Origin of the sequence: Duganella sp. CF517 (assembly GCF_900110275.1) — a bacterium.
In the GTDB taxonomy this organism is placed as follows: Bacteria; Pseudomonadota; Gammaproteobacteria; order Burkholderiales; family Burkholderiaceae_D; genus Rugamonas.
The window spans coordinates 264,015-280,397 of sequence record NZ_FODC01000001.1 but is presented as its reverse complement, the minus strand read 5'-3'; the positions used below and the strand labels follow the sequence as shown (position 1 = coordinate 280,397).

Here is a 16,383-nt window from a genome sequence, read left to right as displayed (position 1 = left end):
GTCGTCGTGGCCCTGCTGGTTCAGCCGCCGGTGCTGGGGAAGGTCATGGTGTAGGCCGTGCCGTTCACCCGCAACACGTCAGTCAGCGCGGCGGCCTCGCCGTTGGCGTAGCGGATGGTGAGCGTCCTGGCGCCGCCGGCGCCGCCGTTGATTCGCTTGAGCTCGGCGCTGCCGCCGCTGGGCGGGAAGTTCAGGTAGCCGGTGCCGTGATAGCCGGCCTTGGCCGCCTGCGCCACCGCGCCGCCGCCGACGATGGGCTGCACATTGGCGATCAGCACGCCGGTGGCGCTGCGCACGCCGCCCACCGTGCTCCAGCACTCCTCGCCGGCGTAGGCGGGATCGATGTCCATGCAGGTGCCGCGGCCGACATCGAGTCCTTCGCCGCTGGTGCTCCACAAGATCGCGCCGGTGGCGGCGTCGTGCATTTCCATGCCCTTGCTACCGTAGCAACCGGGATCCTCGTGCACCATGAATACTTGCTGGCCCGCCAGGTCGGGATTGAACTTGCCGACGTGCAGCGCATCGCCGTGGCACAGGCCGGTGCTATAGATCAGCGTGCCATAGCTGGAGATGGTGGCGGCGCCGTAGATGATGTCGTCCTTGCCGTCGCCGTCGACGTCGGCCACGGAAAACCAGTGCGCGCCCTGGCCGGCGGCGGCGCCGCCGGCGACGTCGCTGTCGAACACCCAACGGCTGGTGAGGGCGCCGTCGCGCCAGTCCCAGGCGGCGATCACGGCGCGCGTGTGGTAGCCGCGCGAGAACACCGCGCTCGGCCGCGCGCCGTCCAGGTTGGCCACGCCGGCCAGGAAACGGTCGACCCGGTTGCCGTAGCTGTCGCCCCAGGCGGCCACCGTGCCCCGTGCCGGCAAGTAGTTGACGGTCTTCATCGCCGCGCCGGTCAGGCCGTTGAACACGGTCAGGTATTCCGGCCCGGTGAGGATGCGTCCCGCCGCGTTGCGGTAGTCGGCCGCGGCCGACCCGATGGTCACGCCGACGCCGTCGACGGTGCCATCGGCGGTCTTGACCATGAGTTCTCGCTGGCCGTCGCCGTCGAGGTCGTATGCGACAAACGGGCTGTAATGGGCGCCGGCGCGGGTGTTCTTGCCCAGGTCGATACGCCACATGCGGGTGCCATCGAGCTTGACGGCATCGATGTAGGTGTTGCCGGTGTAGCCGTCGATGCTGTTATCGTTGGCGTTGGTGGGCGCCCAGATGAACACGATCTCGTAGACGCCGTCGCCATCGAGGTCGACCGCGGAACCGTCGCTGATCTCGTAGGTGTAGGCCAGGTCGTCCGGGGTGGTGCCGCCGGTCGGCTTTTGCACCGCAACGGTCTTCGATTGCGGACCAGACGGTGCCGGCGTTGGCGGCGGCAAGTTCGACACCGTTGACCACCGGTCGCACCGAGTACGCGCTGCTGGCGCTGCCGCCGCTATCGGTCCAGTTGGTCACGGACAGGGGACTGCTATTGAGTTTCGAGCCGCCCCGGTAGAGGTTGAAGGTGACGCCGGCCGGATCGCTGGCCAACACGCGCCAACTGATGAACGGCTTGCCTGCGCCATTGAGCATGGCCACCACGCCGCGGTCGAGATACTCGACTTGCTTGCCGGGCGAAGTGACGACGGCGCCGGCGCGGCCCGCGTGGGCGGCCCAGGCCAGCAGCAGTCATGATGCGACTGATTTTATTGTAGTCATCGATACACCATTAGGAAAAAGTTGCCGCGCCAAGGCTGGCGCGGTGACGATGGCCCGCCAATGTCTCCACATGGCGGGCCGCTTTTTGCCGTTGGTCCGGAGTCGGGATGGGGGGAGTGCGGTCCGGACCACCGCGCAAACCTGGTTGCGCCACGCCGGCCGGCGCGGCGACTGGGGACGGTCACGCTCAGCCCGGGTCGGCTACGTCGCCGCTGGCCGGCGGGCTGAGCACCATCGGCGGCGCGCGGTGGCGTGCCGCCATCCACGCCTCCAGCGCGGCCAGCGCGATGCTGGCGGCGGGCGTCCCAGCCGGGCTGGCCAGATGGGCCAGCAGCGAGTCGCGCAGCGCGCCGGCGCCGGCGTCGCGGGCGACCGCCTGGTCGGACAGGTCGAAGGCGCTGACCACCAGCCGGCCCGGGCCGGCCTGGCATTCGAACAGCATCGCCAGGCGCAGGTTGCGGTTCCAGTCGTCGATCGGCAGCACGATGGGCGCCAGGGCCGCCGGCAGCGTCTCGATGTTCATCGCCGTCGTATCGCCCAGCAAGCTGACCCATTGCCAGTCGCAATGGGCCGCGCTCGGATAGCCCTTGAGCGCCGCGTGGCGGGCGTCGATCCACAGGCCCAGCATCCAGGTACGCTTCGGGTTCATCAAGCGGTTCCAGAAGATCGGCGTGCGGCTCAGCGCCAGTTCCGGCGCCGGCGCCCCGGGTTGGCCCGACAACAGCAAGACCTTGCCGCCGGCCGACAAGGCCTCCCTGGCCGCGTCCCACGAGGCCGTCACGAGCACGCCGTCCGGCGCGCCTGGCCCGGCGCTGGCCGGCGCCGGCGGATAGACCCACAGCGACCAGCTGTTGCCGATTTCGGTCCCCGGGTACGCCACTTCGAGCCGGTATGCCGCCGGTGCCGGTAAGGCCGACAGGGCGGCGTGGATCGTGCCGAACGCGATGTTTTTACCGCGCGGCAGATCGCGCACCGGCAAGCTCCCCGAGAGCCAGGCGCGGCCGGCCTCATCGACGATGCGCCAGCCCAGCGCGACCTTGGCGATCGGTTGCGGTCCGAAATGCATCATCTCGACCGCTGCCGCCAGCGTGTCGCCGGTGGTGAACACGCGCCGCGCCAGGCGCGCCAGCGGCACGGTCGGGCCGCTGAACTGGCGGAATTGCCGCGCCGTCACATAGCCCTTGCTTTCCCAGAAGGCGTCGAGCACGCCCACCAGCGCGCCGCCCTGGCCCAGGTAGTCGTGCAGTTCCAGTAATTGATAGCCGGAGTAGGACGGCGTGCGCAGGTTGGCTTCGATCTCTTCCTTGTAGCAGGCCACCTGGAAGCGGCCGGAGGCCTGGGCGAATTCGCGGTTGCGCGCCAGCAGGCCGTGCGCCCGCGCGGAGTCGCGCATGATGAGGTAATTCCCCGGATGCATATATGGCTGCATGCCGGCCGGAACGCCGTCCGCAAACGCGGCGTAGCGCTGTTGCTTGCCGTTGAACTTGGCGATCACGTCGAAGTCGGGGTAGGCGCAATACTGGCCGATTTCATGGGCGATGCACGGGATCTCGGTGCCGAGCCTGAGTTTGTTCAAGCCCTGCTCGTAATCGGCGCCCATCCAGCCCGGGGTGCCGCGCGCGCCGGTGCCGGTGACCAGGTAGTCGGCGGCGAACGGCGTGCCGGGACCGCCGGGCGGCGCCGGCCAGCGGCCGGGGCCGTCGCAGTACAAGCGGCGCGGGTCGGCCGCCCGCCACTTGGCGTCCCACAGCGGCAGTTCGGTATGGTAGGCGCCGGCCGGCTCGTTGCTGGCGCCCAGCATCACCAGCGACGGATGGTTGCCGTAGGCTTTGAGCAAGCGCGCGGTCTCGTCGTTGAGCAGGTCCAGCATCCGGTGGCCGCTGTCGAAGGCGTTCCACATGCCGCATTCGGGCTGCATGTAAAAGCCCAGTTCGTCTGCGGCGACGAATGCCGCCTGCGGCGGGCACCACGAATGGAAGCGCATGCCGTTCAAGCCCCATTCCTTGCAGATGCCGATGATGCGCTTCCAGGTCGCCACGTCCATGGCGGGGAAACCGGTCAGCGGGAAGCCGCCGCCGTCGTGCGTGGCGCGCAGGTGAAACTGGTCGCCGTTGAGCAGGATGCGGTTGCCGTCGGTCTTGATCTCGCGCATGCCAAAGCTGAGCCGGCGCTGGTCGGCGGCATCGCTCCCGCTCAGCGCCACGGTGAGGTGTTGCAGCTCGGGCGTGAATTCCGACCAGGGCCGGGCGTGCGGCAGCGGCACCTCGAGCGTGGCCGTGCCGCCGTCCGCGGTCCACCGCACCGGCAGCGTGACGCCGCCGGCCGAAACGGTGCCGTTGCCGTCGCGGCCGCCGAGGTTGCCGAAGGCGAGCCGTACCCGCGCCGAATTCGCCGCCAGGTCGGGGTAGACCTGGGCGTCGGCGATCCAGACCGGCGAGGTGGCGCGCAGCTCGATGCGGCCGGCGATGCCGTTCCAGGTCGCGCCCTCGGCATCGGACACCGCGTGGCCGTCCGGGCGGTAGTCCGGCTGCTGCATGCGGTTGTCGATGCGCACCGACAGCCGATGGCGGCCGGCGTCGAGCAGGCCCAGCTCGAATTCGTGCGGCGCCACCAGCGAACGGCAGGTGCCGACCGGTCTGTCGTCGAGGTAGACGCTGGTGTGCCAGCGCGGGCGCTCCAGCGTCAGCGCGATGCGCTTGCCGTGCCAGGCCGGCGGAATCACGATCTCGCGCTGGTACCATGCCACGCCGAGGTAGTGACGCACCGGTTGCGACAGATATGGCACCTGGACGTTGCCGGGTTTGGTGTAGGCCTGGTACTGCGGCAGCAGGTACCAGCGCATGTCGCGCGGCAGCGCGGCCACGAACGGCGTCTCGGCCGTGATCTCGTTGCCGTAACCTTGGGTTTGCAAGATGCCGGGCAGGGCGATGGTGGCGGCCGCCGGCAGCGGGCCGGCATGCCAGCGCGCGCCGGCGCCGACGTCTTCGCGGTCGAGCGCGAAGCGCCAGCGTCCCGCCAGCGAGCGCGCGCCTGGCGACGCGGGCGTGGCCGGCAGGGGGTGGGCGAACATGCGCGGCGCCGCCGAGGCCAGTGCGCAGGCGATGAAGCGGCGCCGGTCGATGGAGGGGGCCACGATCTAGCGTACCTCGAATGACTGCTGCGCCCCTTGCAAGCCCGGCGCCGTCACGCTCAGCCTGACCGTGCCGGCCCTTTGCTCCGCGCGCAGGATCGCCATCGCAAAGCCGTTGTGCAGCTTTTTCTTGTTCCCCGCGAACAGGTCGTCGCTCCAGTGGTTGCCGTTGTCGACGGCGATCAGGCGCGCCGCGCCGCGCACCTCGAAGCTCACTTCGCCGCCGGTGGTGGGCACCTTGCGGCCCTTGGCGTCGACCGCGTACACGCGCACATATTGCAGATCGAGGCCATCGGCCTTCCAGTGCGGGTTTTCCACCTCGATCTTCAGCGCCACCGCCTTGCCGGTGGTTTCCAGTTGATGTTGCGCGACGACCTTGCCGGCGGTGCGCGCCAGCGCGGTGATGGTGCCGGGCGCGTAGGGCACATCCTTCCAGTAAATTGTGTTGCGCCGGGTGACCTCGGTCGGATTCCGTTGCACGCCGATGGACTTGCCGTTAACCAGCAGTTCGACCTCGTCGGCATTGGTGTAGGTGTACAGGTTGTAGGACTTGCCTTGCTGGCGGTTCCAGTGCGAGGACACGACTTTTTGTCCGACCATCACGTCGTTCCACAGCTTCGATTCGCCCTCGTTGTCGACCACGCCGATGTGCACCAGCGGCTCGGGCTTGAAGATGCTTTGCATCAGCCACGCCTGCGGGAAGGGTTCCAGCGCGTGGTTGAAGAACGAGTACGCCCAGCCCTTCTTCGGCCAGCCGTCCGATTCGCCCCAGTATTCGATCGCTCCCCAATATGCCAGGCCCACCATCTTGTCGCGGTCCATGCCGAAGTACGGCGCCGCCAGCTCGTTGGTGACGGCCTCGCTCTGGTAGATGATCATGTTCGGCGCATGCTTCAGGTATTGTTGATAGTCCACCCAGGTGTAATTGAAGCTGGCGACCTCGGTGATCGTCGCCAATTCCGGCGGCACGATGTTTTCCTGGATATTGAAGGCCGGATTGGCCTTGATGATGCCGTTGGCGCGCGCCGGGTACATGGCCACGGTGGTCTTGCGGGTCGGATCATAGCGTTTGGCCACCACGTCCATGATGCGGTAGGTTGTTTTGCCCCAGTCGCCGGTCGGGAAGCCCCAGCGCTCCTCTTGGAACTGCAACTCATTGCCGAAGCTCCACATGATGACGGACGGATGGTTGCGGTCGCGCTTGATCCATTCCTTGAGGTTGCCGAACCATAGGTCGTTCCACGGCGCGCTGCCGGCCCATGCCCGCGTGCTGCCCCATTTGTCGTACAGCTCGTCGACTACCAGAATGCCTTTTTCGTCCGCCAGTTCCAGGAACGACTCCGAGTACGGATTGTGCGAGGTGCGGATATGGTTGAAGCCGAAGGATTTCAGCCGGTCCATCATGCGCGCGATCGAGGTGCGGTAGGCGGCGGCGCCCACGGCGCCCAGGTCGTGGTGGTTGGCCACGCCCCGCAGGAAGATTTTTTTCCCATTCAGCTTCAAGCCGAATTCCTTCGAGAATTCGATGCTGCGAATGCCGAAGCGCTTGCTTACCCTGTCGATCACCCTGCCGCCGGCCAGCAGTTCGACCTCCGCCGCATACATGGCCGGCGCCTCGGTCGACCACAGGCGCGGGGCGGCGACGCCCACGGTCGGCAGTGGAACCTCGATCTCCGCCAGGTTGCGCACCGGCGGCACCATGCCGCGCGTGGCGCCCACCTGTTTGCCGTCCGGCCCGAAGATGCGCGCGCGGATTTCAATGGCGTCGGTCTTTTCCTTCAGGCCCGCCACTTCCACCTGCACGTTGATGTCGGCGTTGGATTCGGAGATCGCTGGCGTGGTCACGAACACGCCGTGGCGCGCGATGGAAATGGGCGCCTTGACGACCAGGTGGATATCGCGGAACAGGCCGCCGCCAGTGTACCAGCGCGAATTGCCATCTTTGTTCGAGGCGCGCACCGCCACCACGTTGTCGCCGCCGTAGTCGAGCACGTCGGCGATGTTGGCCTCGAAGCCGAGGTAGCCGTAGTGGGTGCCGCCGACCTTCTTGCCGTTGACCCAGACCTCGCCGGCCATCAGGATGCCTTCGAAATCGAGCAGCACCTGCCGGCCCTTCCACGCCGGATCGGCCCGGAAGGTCTTGCGGTACCAGCCAAGCCCCGGCGCTTTGAAGCCGAGGCTGCGGTTGGCCTTCTGGTCCCATGGCTGTTCGATCTGGAAATCGTGCGGCAGGTCGAGCCGGCGCCACGCCTTGTCGTCGAAGTCCGGGCGCTGGGCCTGCGCGGCGTCGCCCGGATGAAATTTCCAGCCGAAGTTGAACAATTGGCGGGTCCTGACCTCGTCCGGCATCCCGCCGGCCTGGGCGAAGGCCAGGGCGTGGACAACGCAGGCGATGAACATTAATAAGATTTTGACATTCTTTATCATGGTGTCTCTAATTGATTTAATCGTGAATGCACCGGCGGCCTCTCCGCACCGGCTCATTCAATATGACGCTTGGGGCGCCAACTTCCTACGTGGCGCCGGCAACAGTCATTTTTTTGAGCGAAACCCCCGGTATCGGCCGCGGGGACAATTATTTCTGCATCGCCCCATAGGAAATCGTTTTGCCGACCGTCATACTGATATACCGAAGAGGAAAGCGCGCATGGATTCAGATGTTGTCGATTGGGTAACTTCAAATTTTCTGCCGTTCGAGGCGGAGTTGCGGCTTATCCTGCGCCGGGTCTGTTCCGGGCCGGCCGAGATCGACGACGTGGTGCAGGAGGTTTATTACAAGGTGTTAATGCTCGGTAGCATGGCGCACGTGCGCGAGCCGAAGGCTTTCCTGGTGCGGACGGCCAAAAACGTCGTCATCGACCGCCTGCGGCGCGAGGCCATCGTCAGCATCGAGGCCATGGCCAGTCTGGACGAGCTGGAGATCGAGGACGGCTCGCCGTCGCCCGAGCGGGTGGTGCAGGCGCGCTCCGAACTGAAATGGGTGATCGGCCTCATCGCCAATCTGCCGGAGCGCTGCAAGGCGGTGTTCCGGGCGCGCCGCATCTACGGCCTGTCGCAGATCGAAACCGCGCAGACCTTGGGCATCTCGGAGGGTATCGTCGAACAAGAGACAATGAAGGGAATGAATCTGATCGCTCAAATGGTCGCGCGCGTCGGCTTGCACGAGGACGCCATCGAGATGAAGTCGGCCTCCCGCACAGGCAGGAAAAAAAATGTCCATCATTGATCAACAGGCAATGGACTGGCTGGTGCGCCAGTCGGAGCGCAGGCTGGGCGCCGCGGAGCGCGCCGAGTTCGACGCCTGGTACGCCGCCGACATCCGGCACCAGGGCGCTTTTCTGCGCGCCACGGCGATCGACAACGCGCTGTCGCGGGCCACGGTGCAGCAGTCGCTGCGGCCAGGCCGTGAGCGCCTGCGGCTGGAATGGGCGGGCGCGTCCTGGCACCGGACCCAACCGCGCCGGGCGTGGCTGGCCCTGGGGGCGATGGCCGCCGGCGTGGCCGTCTTCGGGGTGGGCGCCTTGTTTCACGCGGCGCCGGCCGGTCAGCTCTACGCGACCGCGAAGGGCGAGTTCCGCAAGGTGCCGCTGGCCGACCGTTCGGTGGCGAGCATCAACAGCGACAGCAGGGTGGAGGTCGATTTCGGCGGGCGCACGCGCAAGGTGGCGTTGCTCCACGGCGAGGCGTGGTTCGAGGTGGCCAAGGACAAGAGCCGGCCCTTCGTCGTCGATGCCGGCAACGCCACCGTGCGGGCCGTGGGCACCGCCTTCGCGGTGCGCCGCCGCGACGGTGGCGCGGACGTTGCCGTCACCGAGGGTACGGTCGAGATTGTGTCTGGCCCGGTGCGCCAGTTATTGACGGCCGGCCAGAGCGCCGCCGTCAACGCCCGGGGCGGCGCCATCGCGGTCTCGCGCCGGCCAGACGAGATCGCCAGCAGGCTGGCCTGGCGCGAGGGCAAGCTCGTCTTCGTGAACCAGACACTGAGCGATGCGGTGGCGGACTTCAACCGCTACAGCGCGAAGCAGATCGTCATCGGCGACCCGCGCCTGGGCGGCAAGACCCTGGTGGGCCAGTACCAGATCGACGCGCCGGAGCTGTTCGCCCGGGATGTCGGCGCCTTCCTGGCGGTGCCGGTGCTGGTCACCGCCGACCGGATCGTGATCGGGGAGGCGCCGCGCGCCAGGCGCTAGCAATACCGCAACACCGTAACATGCAGGCGCGGGACCAATAAAAACAAAGGGGACATGCAAGATGCTGGTTCGTCATCGCGGTGGCGTTGCGACGATGTTGGTGGGCGCGCTGCTGGCCGCCCAGGCGGCGGCCGGCGCGCGGCCGCAGCAGCCGGCCAGGCCGTTCGACATCGCGGCCGGCCCGGCGGCCGACGCCATCGGCCGCTTCGCGCGCCAGGCGCAGGTCAACGTGTTGGCGTCGGGCGAAAAGCTGGCGGGGCTGCGCGCCAACGCGTTGCGGGGCGATTACAGCGTCGCCGACGGCCTTGCGGTGCTGCTGGCCGGCACCGGCCTGGCCGGCAAGCTGATGCCGAGCGGCGCCATTTTTATCACGGAGGCAGGGCCGGGGCCGGCGGCCCCGCCGGCCCCGGCCCCGGTGGCGGACGCCGACACGCCGGCAGCAGTGGTGCTGGTGCCCGGCACGCGCCAGGCCATTGCCTCGGCCATCGGGCATAAGAAGACGGCGGCGACGATCACCGATTCCATCGTGGCCGAGGACGCCGGCCGGTTTCCCGACAAAAACGTCGGCGAGGCGCTGTCGCGCATCACCGGTGTGCAGATCTCCAGCGATTTCGGTGAGGGCAACCAGATCTCCATCCGGGGCGTGCAGCCTGACTTGAACCGCATCGAGATCAACGGCATGTCGGTGTTGTCGACCGCCGAGGGCGGCGTGCGCGCGCCGGACCTGCGCGAAATGCCGTCCGAGCTGATCAAGTCGATCGACGTCGTCAAGGGCGTCACCGCCGACCTCACCGAGGGCGGTATCGGCGGCACGGTGATCATCAAGACCAACCGGCCACTCGATTTCGACAAGTTCACGCTGGTGACGACCGTCTCGGCCGAACGCAACACGCTGCGCGGCGGCGTGCAGCCGCGCATCAACCTGCTGGTGGCCGACCGTTTACTCGACGGCCGCCTGGGCTTGATGGCCAACGTCGTGCACGACAAGGTGCTGACCCAGGCCGACCGCGTGCGCAATTCGGGCTGGCGCTTCATCCGCGACTGGGACTTGTCGGCCGATAAGACGGTGCCCTCGCTCAATCCGGTGGCGGCGGCCGTCGGCGCCAGCGGCGGCTGCGCCGCGCTGGCCGCCGCCGACCGCGCCGACTGCGAGCGCCAGTGGTTCGACTACAGCCCCAGCAATCCGCGCTATGGCATCCTGCGCCGCGACCACGCGCGCAGCACCGGCGAGTTCACCGCTCAATACCAGTTCGGGAAGGAGCTGAGCGCGTTCGCATCGCTGCAGCGTTTTCGCCAGGCATCGCGCTTCAGCGATCTGAATTATGCGACCGACCTGACCTCCGCCGACCGCCTCGCCACCGCCGGCAGCGCGCCGACCTATGACGGCGCCGGCGTGCCCTCCGGCGGCGCCTGCGACACGCCGGCGGCCGGCGCCACGCCCGCCGGCGTGGTGGTGACCAACCACCACGTGACCGAATACGTGGTCGGCGACTGCCTGGCCGTGCCGGGGCGGGGCGGCGGCAACGCCTTCAGCATCGAAGCGCGCGATTTCCGCCAGCGCGTCGACAACAGCTACCGCTCCGGCGGCGTCAACTGGCGTCGCGGGCCGTGGGAAGCCGACGCCATGGTCGCCACCTCGGCCGGGCGCTACAGCAACGACAGCAACTTCCTCGGCCTGGTGCTCAACGCCCCCGGGCTCAAGGTGCGTCTGGACGGGCAGGGCTTTCCGCATTTCGTCTTCCCGGATCACGCCGGCCCCGCCGATGCGGGCGCCTATACCCAGGTCCAGCTGACCTACAACCCGGTGGAGCTCGATACGTACGAAGACCAGCTCAAGCTCGACCTGCGCTACCGCGCCCGGCTTCCGCTGGTGCGCCGGATCGCTGTCGGGGTGCAGGCCCGCAAGTACGGCTCGCAGCGCTACGCCAACGGCGGCCATGTGCTGGACGCCGGCGACGATCTGGCCGGTACGGCCGACGATCTGTCGGTGCAGTCGTCCAATGTGCGCTATACGTGGAACTACGATCCGCTCAACACCAGCGGCGTGCTGCGCGCGCCCGTGCGGCAGGCGTTCATCGACGCCAACAACAGCGAGCAGTGGGTCAGCGCCGGGCAGATGCGCGCGCTGGTGGCGGCGGTGCGCTCGTCTTCGCCCGATTTCCTCGCGGGGGCGGGGCTGAACGGCTTTCCGGCCAACTGGACCAGTCCCAGCTTCAACGCGGCGGCGCCGTTTTTCGACACCGCCGTCTTCACCCATGCGCGCCTGCGCGAGGCGCCGGGCAGCGACGGCGCCGTCCACGCCCAGTCGCCGCAATACCGTGTGGAAGAGCGCATACGCGCCGCCTACCTGCGGCTCGACTACGAACACGTGCTGTTCGGCCGCGCCATCGAGGGCAACGTCGGGCTGCGCTACGCAGGCACCCGCACCGACTCGGTGGGCCGCCAGCGCCTGTTGCAGCGCGTCGAGCGGGAGCCGGGCGGCGCCGCCTACGACGACCGCCTGCTCGGCACCACGCCGGTCGCCAGGCACCACAACTATCGTGATTTCCTGCCCAGTTTCAACGCGGCGGCGTGGTTGCGGCCGGACGCCTTGCTGTTGCGCGCCGGGTACGGCAAGGTCATGGCGCGTCCGGCCATCGATCGCCTCACGCCCAATATCAGCTGCACCATCAACAGCGGCAATCCACAATTCGGCGGCAACGGCGTCGACCAGTGCACGGCCGGCAATCCCGACCTGCATCCCTACCGCGCCACCAACAAGGACCTGTCGCTGGAATGGTATCCGGATCGCCAGAACCAGCTCAGCCTGGCGTACTTCCGCAAGGATATCGACACCGCCATCCGCAACAACGTCACGGTGCGCACCGATGTGCTAGGAGACGGCAGCCGGTTCGACGTGCTCACCACCGTCAACGCGCGCGGCGCCACCACCAAGGGCATCGAGGCGGCAGTGCGCGCCGCGCTGACCTTCCTGCCCGGGCCGCTCGGCGGGCTGGGGCTGGACGGCAACGTCACCCGCATGGGCTACAACTACGCGCCCGGCACGGCGCTGGTCAATCCGCTCGACGGCAGCCGGCTGCCGTTTCCCGGCATGTCCCGGACCGCCTGGAACCTGGCGCTGTGGTACGACCGCGGCCCGCTCAACGCGCGGCTGGTGTACAACCGGCGCGCCGGCTACTACACCGGCTCGAACGACACCAACACCGGCAATCCGCTGTTCGTGGAGGCGGCAGGCTTTCTCGACCTCAAGCTGCAGTTCCAGCTGGGCCGGCGCCTGTCGCTGGCGCTCGAGGCCCGCAACCTCGGCGACGAGCACACGCTGACGACGGCCGGGGCCATCACCCGGCCCAACGAATATTCGTGGAGCGGGCGCCGCTACTTCGTCAGCCTCGGTTACGCGCTGTAGCAAAGTTTCCGTCCGCTGCCGTAGGAAACGGCCGCGCCGTCCGTCATATGGGTAGGAGCGCGCGTATCAAGGGCCCGCGCGCTCCCGCCGCACCAGGCTCCCAATCCACCGCCGGCCCGCGCGGGAAGCGTGCCATGATTTTTGTGAACCGAACCCTGATCGACGTCGTGATGGATTTCAACCGCTATGGCGCGCGCATGATCATCGTCGCCGATCCGGCGCTGGCGGCCAAGACCTTTGTCGGCCGCTATCCGATCAACCACGGCGAGCTGTTCGCGCGCGACGTCTGCGCCTACCTCGGCGTACCGCTCACACTCGCCGACGACCATATCGTCATCGGCGCCCGGGCAGCGGGTGCGGTTTGACGTGCCGGCGGCGCCTGCCGCCGACGCCATCGCCGAGTTCGCGCGGCAGGCGCATATCAACATCCTCGCTTCGACGGCCGACCTTGCCGGCATCGTCACCAACGACGTCAGAGGCGTCTTGCCGGTGAGCGTGGCGCTCGCCATGCTGCTGGCGGACACGCCGCTGACCACCCGCCAGTCCGCCAGCGGCGCCGTGCTGGTGGTGGCCGCGGTGGTCGAGCCACACCGTCCCGCGCTGGCCTGACGGCGCATCCCGGCCGACTGCCGCCGCGCGCCGCGGCCCCGCAATCAATCAATTCCATGAGTGATACGCGCATTGCCTTTGTGGTGCGTAGGAAACCCAAATTCCGCCCGTCATAAGCAGTAGGAGCAGCGAAAACACGCGCCCCGCGCGCGGCGATGCCGCTCGGCGGGCGCTGATAAAAACAGGAGACAATAGTGGAACAGACGTTAATCGCGCGCGCCGGTCCGCGGCGCCAGCGCTGCGCGGCGGCCGTCGCCGCCGTGGTATCGATGTTGGGCGCCCACGCGGGAGCGCAGGAGGCCCCGGAAAAGCCGGAGGGGCTCGATGCCGGGCCGGCCGCCGGGCAGGTGGTGGTGGTGTCGGGCACGCGCCTGTCGGTGATGTCGGCGATCGACCGCAAGAAGGGCGCCGGCACGGTGGCCGATTCGATCGTGGCGGAGGACATCGGCCAGTTTCCCGATAAGAACGTCGGCGAGGCCTTGTCGCGCATCACCGGCGTGCAGCTGTCGCGCGACTTCGGCGAAGGCAGCCAGATCGCCATTCGCGGCGTCGAACCGGACTTGAACCGGGTCGAGATCAACGGCCTGTCGGTGCTGAGCACCAACAACACGGCCGGGCGCGGCGCCGAACTGCGCGAATTGCCGGCCGAATTGATCAAGTCGATCGACGTCTTCAAGGGCATCACCGCCGATATGACGGAAGGCGGCATTGGCGGCACGGTCAGCGTCAAGACCAACAAGCCGCTCGACTTCAAGAAGCTGACCGTGGTCGGCAACCTCGCCGGCCAGAAGAACACCCTGCGCGCCGGCGTGCAGCCGCGCGCCAGCCTGCTGATCGCCGACCGATTCCTTAACGGTGACCTGGGGCTGATGGCCAACATGACCTACGACAAGGTGCATACCCAGGGCGACACCGTGCGCAACACGGGCTGGCGCTTCCTGCGCGATTGGGATTTCTCGCCCGGCAAGACGGTGGAATCGATGAACGCGCGCGCCGCCGCCGTCACGGCCAAGAGCGGCTGCGCCGCGCTGGGCGGCGCGGCCGCGACCGAGTGCGAGCGCCAATGGTTCGACTATTCGCCGTCGGTGCCGCGCTACGTGATCGGCACCCGCTCGCATGAGCGCAAGTCGGGCGAGTTCACCGCCCAGTACAAGGTCAGCAACGAACTGAGCGTGTTCGCCAGCTACCAGCGCAACGAGCAGGACGCGCGCTACCAGGATCTGACCTACGGCACCGAACTGGCCGACGTCAACCGCCTGGCCGACGCCGGCAGGGGCCCCGTCTACGCCGCCAACGGCACCGTCGCCACAGCCGGCACCTGCGTTCCGGCCACCACCACCGCCACGCCGGCCGGCATGGTGGTGACCGACCACCACGTCACCGAGTACGTGGTCGGCAGCTGCCAGGCCTTGTCCGGTCGCGGCGGCTATGGCGCCTTCGGCACCAGCGCGCGCGACTTCGCCCAACGCAACGTCGCCCAGTACCGTTCGGCCGGACTGAACTGGCGCAAGGGCGCCTGGGATGTCGAGGCGCTGGTCGCCAAGAGCGGCTCGGCCTACGAGAACGACAGCAATTATCTGGGCCTGGTGCAGAACGCGCCGGGACTCAAGGTCACGCTCGATGCCGACGGCCGCCCGCACTTCGTGTTTCCGCAAGGGTGGGACCCCACCGCGGCCAGCTCGTACACCCGCGCCGAGCTCAGCTATCGTCCGACCGAATCCGAAAGCCTGGAGGACCAGGTCAAGCTGGACTTGCGCTACCGTACCGGCCTGCCGTTCATCAATAAAATCTGGTTTGGCGGCCAGGCCCGCAAGACGCGCATGTTCCAGTACAACGGTGGCGGCTACCTGATCGACAACGGCGCCAACCTGGCCAGCACCGCCGACGACCTCGACGTGAAGTCGGCGAATGTCACGCAGCTGTGGAACTGGGATCCCCTGTACAGCGGCGGCGGCCAGCGTCCGGCCACCAGCCAATCCTTCCTCAACAGCAATAACTCGGAAATCTGGGTCGGGCCGCAGCAAATGCGGCAACTGGTCGACGCGGTGCGCGCGACATCGCCCGATTTCCTGCGTGGCGCCGGCATCGGCGGCTACCCGGTCAACTGGATGTCGCCCAGCTACCAGGCGGGCGTGCCGTTCTTCGACACGTCCCATTTCAACCACGACGACGTGCGCCAGGCGCTCGGGCGCGACGGCAAGCTCTATCCGCAACCGCCGGCCTACGATACCGAGGAACGCATCCGCTCGGCCTACCTGAGGCTCGATTTCGACCACGCCTTGTTCGGCTATGAGATCGAGGGCAATGTCGGCCTGCGCTACAGCGGCACCCGCACCAGGTCGAGCGGGCTGCAGCAGTACCGCCGCCGCGTGGAGAAGGGCCCCGGCCTGCCCACCTATGACGACCGCATCATCGCCAACACCATCGCCGCCCGCGACAACAGCTACAACGACTATCTGCCCAGCTTTAACGCCGCCACCTGGCTGGCACCGGACACGCTGGCAGTGCGCGTGGGCTATGGCAAGGTCATGTCGCGCCCGGCGATCGACAAGCTCACTCCCGCCATCAACTGCCTGGAAAACAGCGGCAGCACGCAGTTCGGCGGCGACGGCACCGACGATTGCACGGCCGGCAACCCCGACCTGAAGCCGTACCGGGCGGCCAACAAGGATGTGTCGGTCGAATGGTATCCAAACCGGGACAGCCAGCTCAGCCTGGCCTACTTCCGCAAGGACATCGCCACCTCGATCCAGCAAAACGTCACGGTGCGCAAGGACCTGTTCGGCGACGGCCGGCTGTGGGACGTGCGCACCACCGTCAATTTCGCCGGCGCCACCACCAAGGGCTTCGAGCTGGCGGGGCGCACGGCGCTGACCTTCCTGCCCGGCTGGCTCGGCGGCTTCGGCGTCGACGCCAACTACACGCGCATGGATTACGCCTACGCGCGCGGCGCTGAACTGATCAATCCGCTCGACGGCAGCTTGCTGTCGTTCCCCGGCATGTCGAAGAACAGCTACAACGCCTCGCTGTGGTACGACCAGGGCAAGATCAACGCGCGCCTGGCGTACAACTATCGCAGCGCCTATTACACCGGCGCCAACGACGTCAACACCAGCAACCCGATCTATATGGAGGCGAACGGCTACCTCGACGCCAAGATCCAGTACCGCCTCACGCCCAACCTGACGCTTTCGGTCGAAGCCAAGAATTTGACCGACGAGGTGACGCAGACCACGGCCGGCAGCGGCTTGCGCAAGAACGATCTGGCCTGGAACGGCCGCCGCTACTACGCCGGCGTCGGCTACAAGTTTTGATACGCATGGCGTCCCCGAGCATCTCCCGCCGGCGTCTCC

At 67.7% G+C, this 16,383-nt stretch carries 9 protein-coding genes and 1 pseudogene; 6 read left to right on the top strand and 4 right to left on the bottom strand.

Annotation, left to right across the window (positions count from 1 at the left end):
• Positions 1-20: 20 nt before the first annotated feature.
• The 4 genes and pseudogenes from BMX85_RS01045 to BMX85_RS01035 all read right to left on the bottom strand — a co-directional run bounded on the left by BMX85_RS01045 (position 21) and on the right by BMX85_RS01035 (position 7,252).
• Positions 21-1,325, bottom strand: coding sequence for a rhamnogalacturonan lyase family protein (locus BMX85_RS01045; protein WP_090313791.1), 1,305 nt, complete (start codon positions 1,323-1,325; stop codon positions 21-23).
• Between the two features lie 82 nt (positions 1,326-1,407).
• Positions 1,408-1,569, bottom strand: a pseudogene (locus tag BMX85_RS30865) (hypothetical protein); the annotation flags it as partial.
• Positions 1,570-1,882: 313 nt separating this feature from the next.
• Positions 1,883-4,828 (bottom strand): sugar-binding domain-containing protein, encoded by a 2,946-nt coding sequence (locus tag BMX85_RS01040; protein WP_090313789.1) that lies wholly within the window; start codon positions 4,826-4,828, stop codon positions 1,883-1,885.
• Between the two features lie 3 nt (positions 4,829-4,831).
• Positions 4,832-7,252: a glycoside hydrolase family 2 TIM barrel-domain containing protein gene (locus BMX85_RS01035; protein WP_218147295.1), complete on the bottom strand. Its 2,421-nt coding sequence runs from the start codon at positions 7,250-7,252 to the stop codon at positions 4,832-4,834.
• 220 nt (positions 7,253-7,472) lie between these two features.
• Here BMX85_RS01035 and BMX85_RS01030 point away from each other — a divergent pair, with 220 nt between their 5' ends.
• The 6 genes from BMX85_RS01030 (at position 7,473) to BMX85_RS01005 (ending at position 16,344) form a co-directional block, all read left to right on the top strand.
• Entirely contained in the window at positions 7,473-8,051 is a 579-nt protein-coding gene (locus BMX85_RS01030) for an RNA polymerase sigma factor (RefSeq protein ID WP_090313785.1), read from the top strand.
• Complete coding sequence (locus BMX85_RS01025) at positions 8,038-9,015, top strand: FecR family protein (protein WP_090313783.1); 978 nt, start codon at positions 8,038-8,040, stop codon at positions 9,013-9,015. The genes BMX85_RS01030 and BMX85_RS01025 overlap by 14 nt, the downstream gene beginning before the upstream one ends.
• Before the next feature lie 61 nt (positions 9,016-9,076).
• On the top strand, positions 9,077-12,421 hold the full coding sequence (locus BMX85_RS01020; protein WP_090313781.1) for a TonB-dependent receptor: 3,345 nt from the start codon (positions 9,077-9,079) through the stop codon (positions 12,419-12,421).
• Positions 12,422-12,555: 134 nt separating this feature from the next.
• On the top strand, positions 12,556-12,786 hold the full coding sequence (locus BMX85_RS01015) for a hypothetical protein (RefSeq protein ID WP_090313779.1): 231 nt from the start codon (positions 12,556-12,558) through the stop codon (positions 12,784-12,786).
• Positions 12,776-13,030: an STN domain-containing protein gene (locus tag BMX85_RS01010; RefSeq protein WP_143067872.1), complete on the top strand. Its 255-nt coding sequence runs from the start codon at positions 12,776-12,778 to the stop codon at positions 13,028-13,030. Before BMX85_RS01015 ends, BMX85_RS01010 begins: the two co-directional genes overlap by 11 nt.
• 194 nt (positions 13,031-13,224) lie before the next feature.
• Positions 13,225-16,344 carry a TonB-dependent receptor gene (locus BMX85_RS01005; protein ID WP_229210223.1) on the top strand — a complete coding sequence of 1,040 codons (3,120 nt, stop codon included), beginning with the start codon at positions 13,225-13,227 and terminating at the stop codon, positions 16,342-16,344.
• The last annotated feature ends 39 nt before the right edge of the window (positions 16,345-16,383 follow it).

What these genes read in the sequence shown, in the direction of transcription:
- BMX85_RS01020 (WP_090313781.1), top strand. Translation starts at nt 9,077, where the DNA reads ATGCTGGTTCGTCATCGCGGTGGCGTTGCGACGATGTTGGTGGGCGCG.
- BMX85_RS01015 (WP_090313779.1), top strand. Translation starts at nt 12,556, where the DNA reads ATGATTTTTGTGAACCGAACCCTGATCGACGTCGTGATGGATTTCAAC.
- BMX85_RS01035 (WP_218147295.1), bottom strand. Translation starts at nt 7,252, where the DNA reads ATGATAAAGAATGTCAAAATCTTATTAATGTTCATCGCCTGCGTTGTC.
- BMX85_RS01025 (WP_090313783.1), top strand. Translation starts at nt 8,038, where the DNA reads ATGTCCATCATTGATCAACAGGCAATGGACTGGCTGGTGCGCCAGTCG.
- BMX85_RS01030 (WP_090313785.1), top strand. Translation starts at nt 7,473, where the DNA reads ATGGATTCAGATGTTGTCGATTGGGTAACTTCAAATTTTCTGCCGTTC.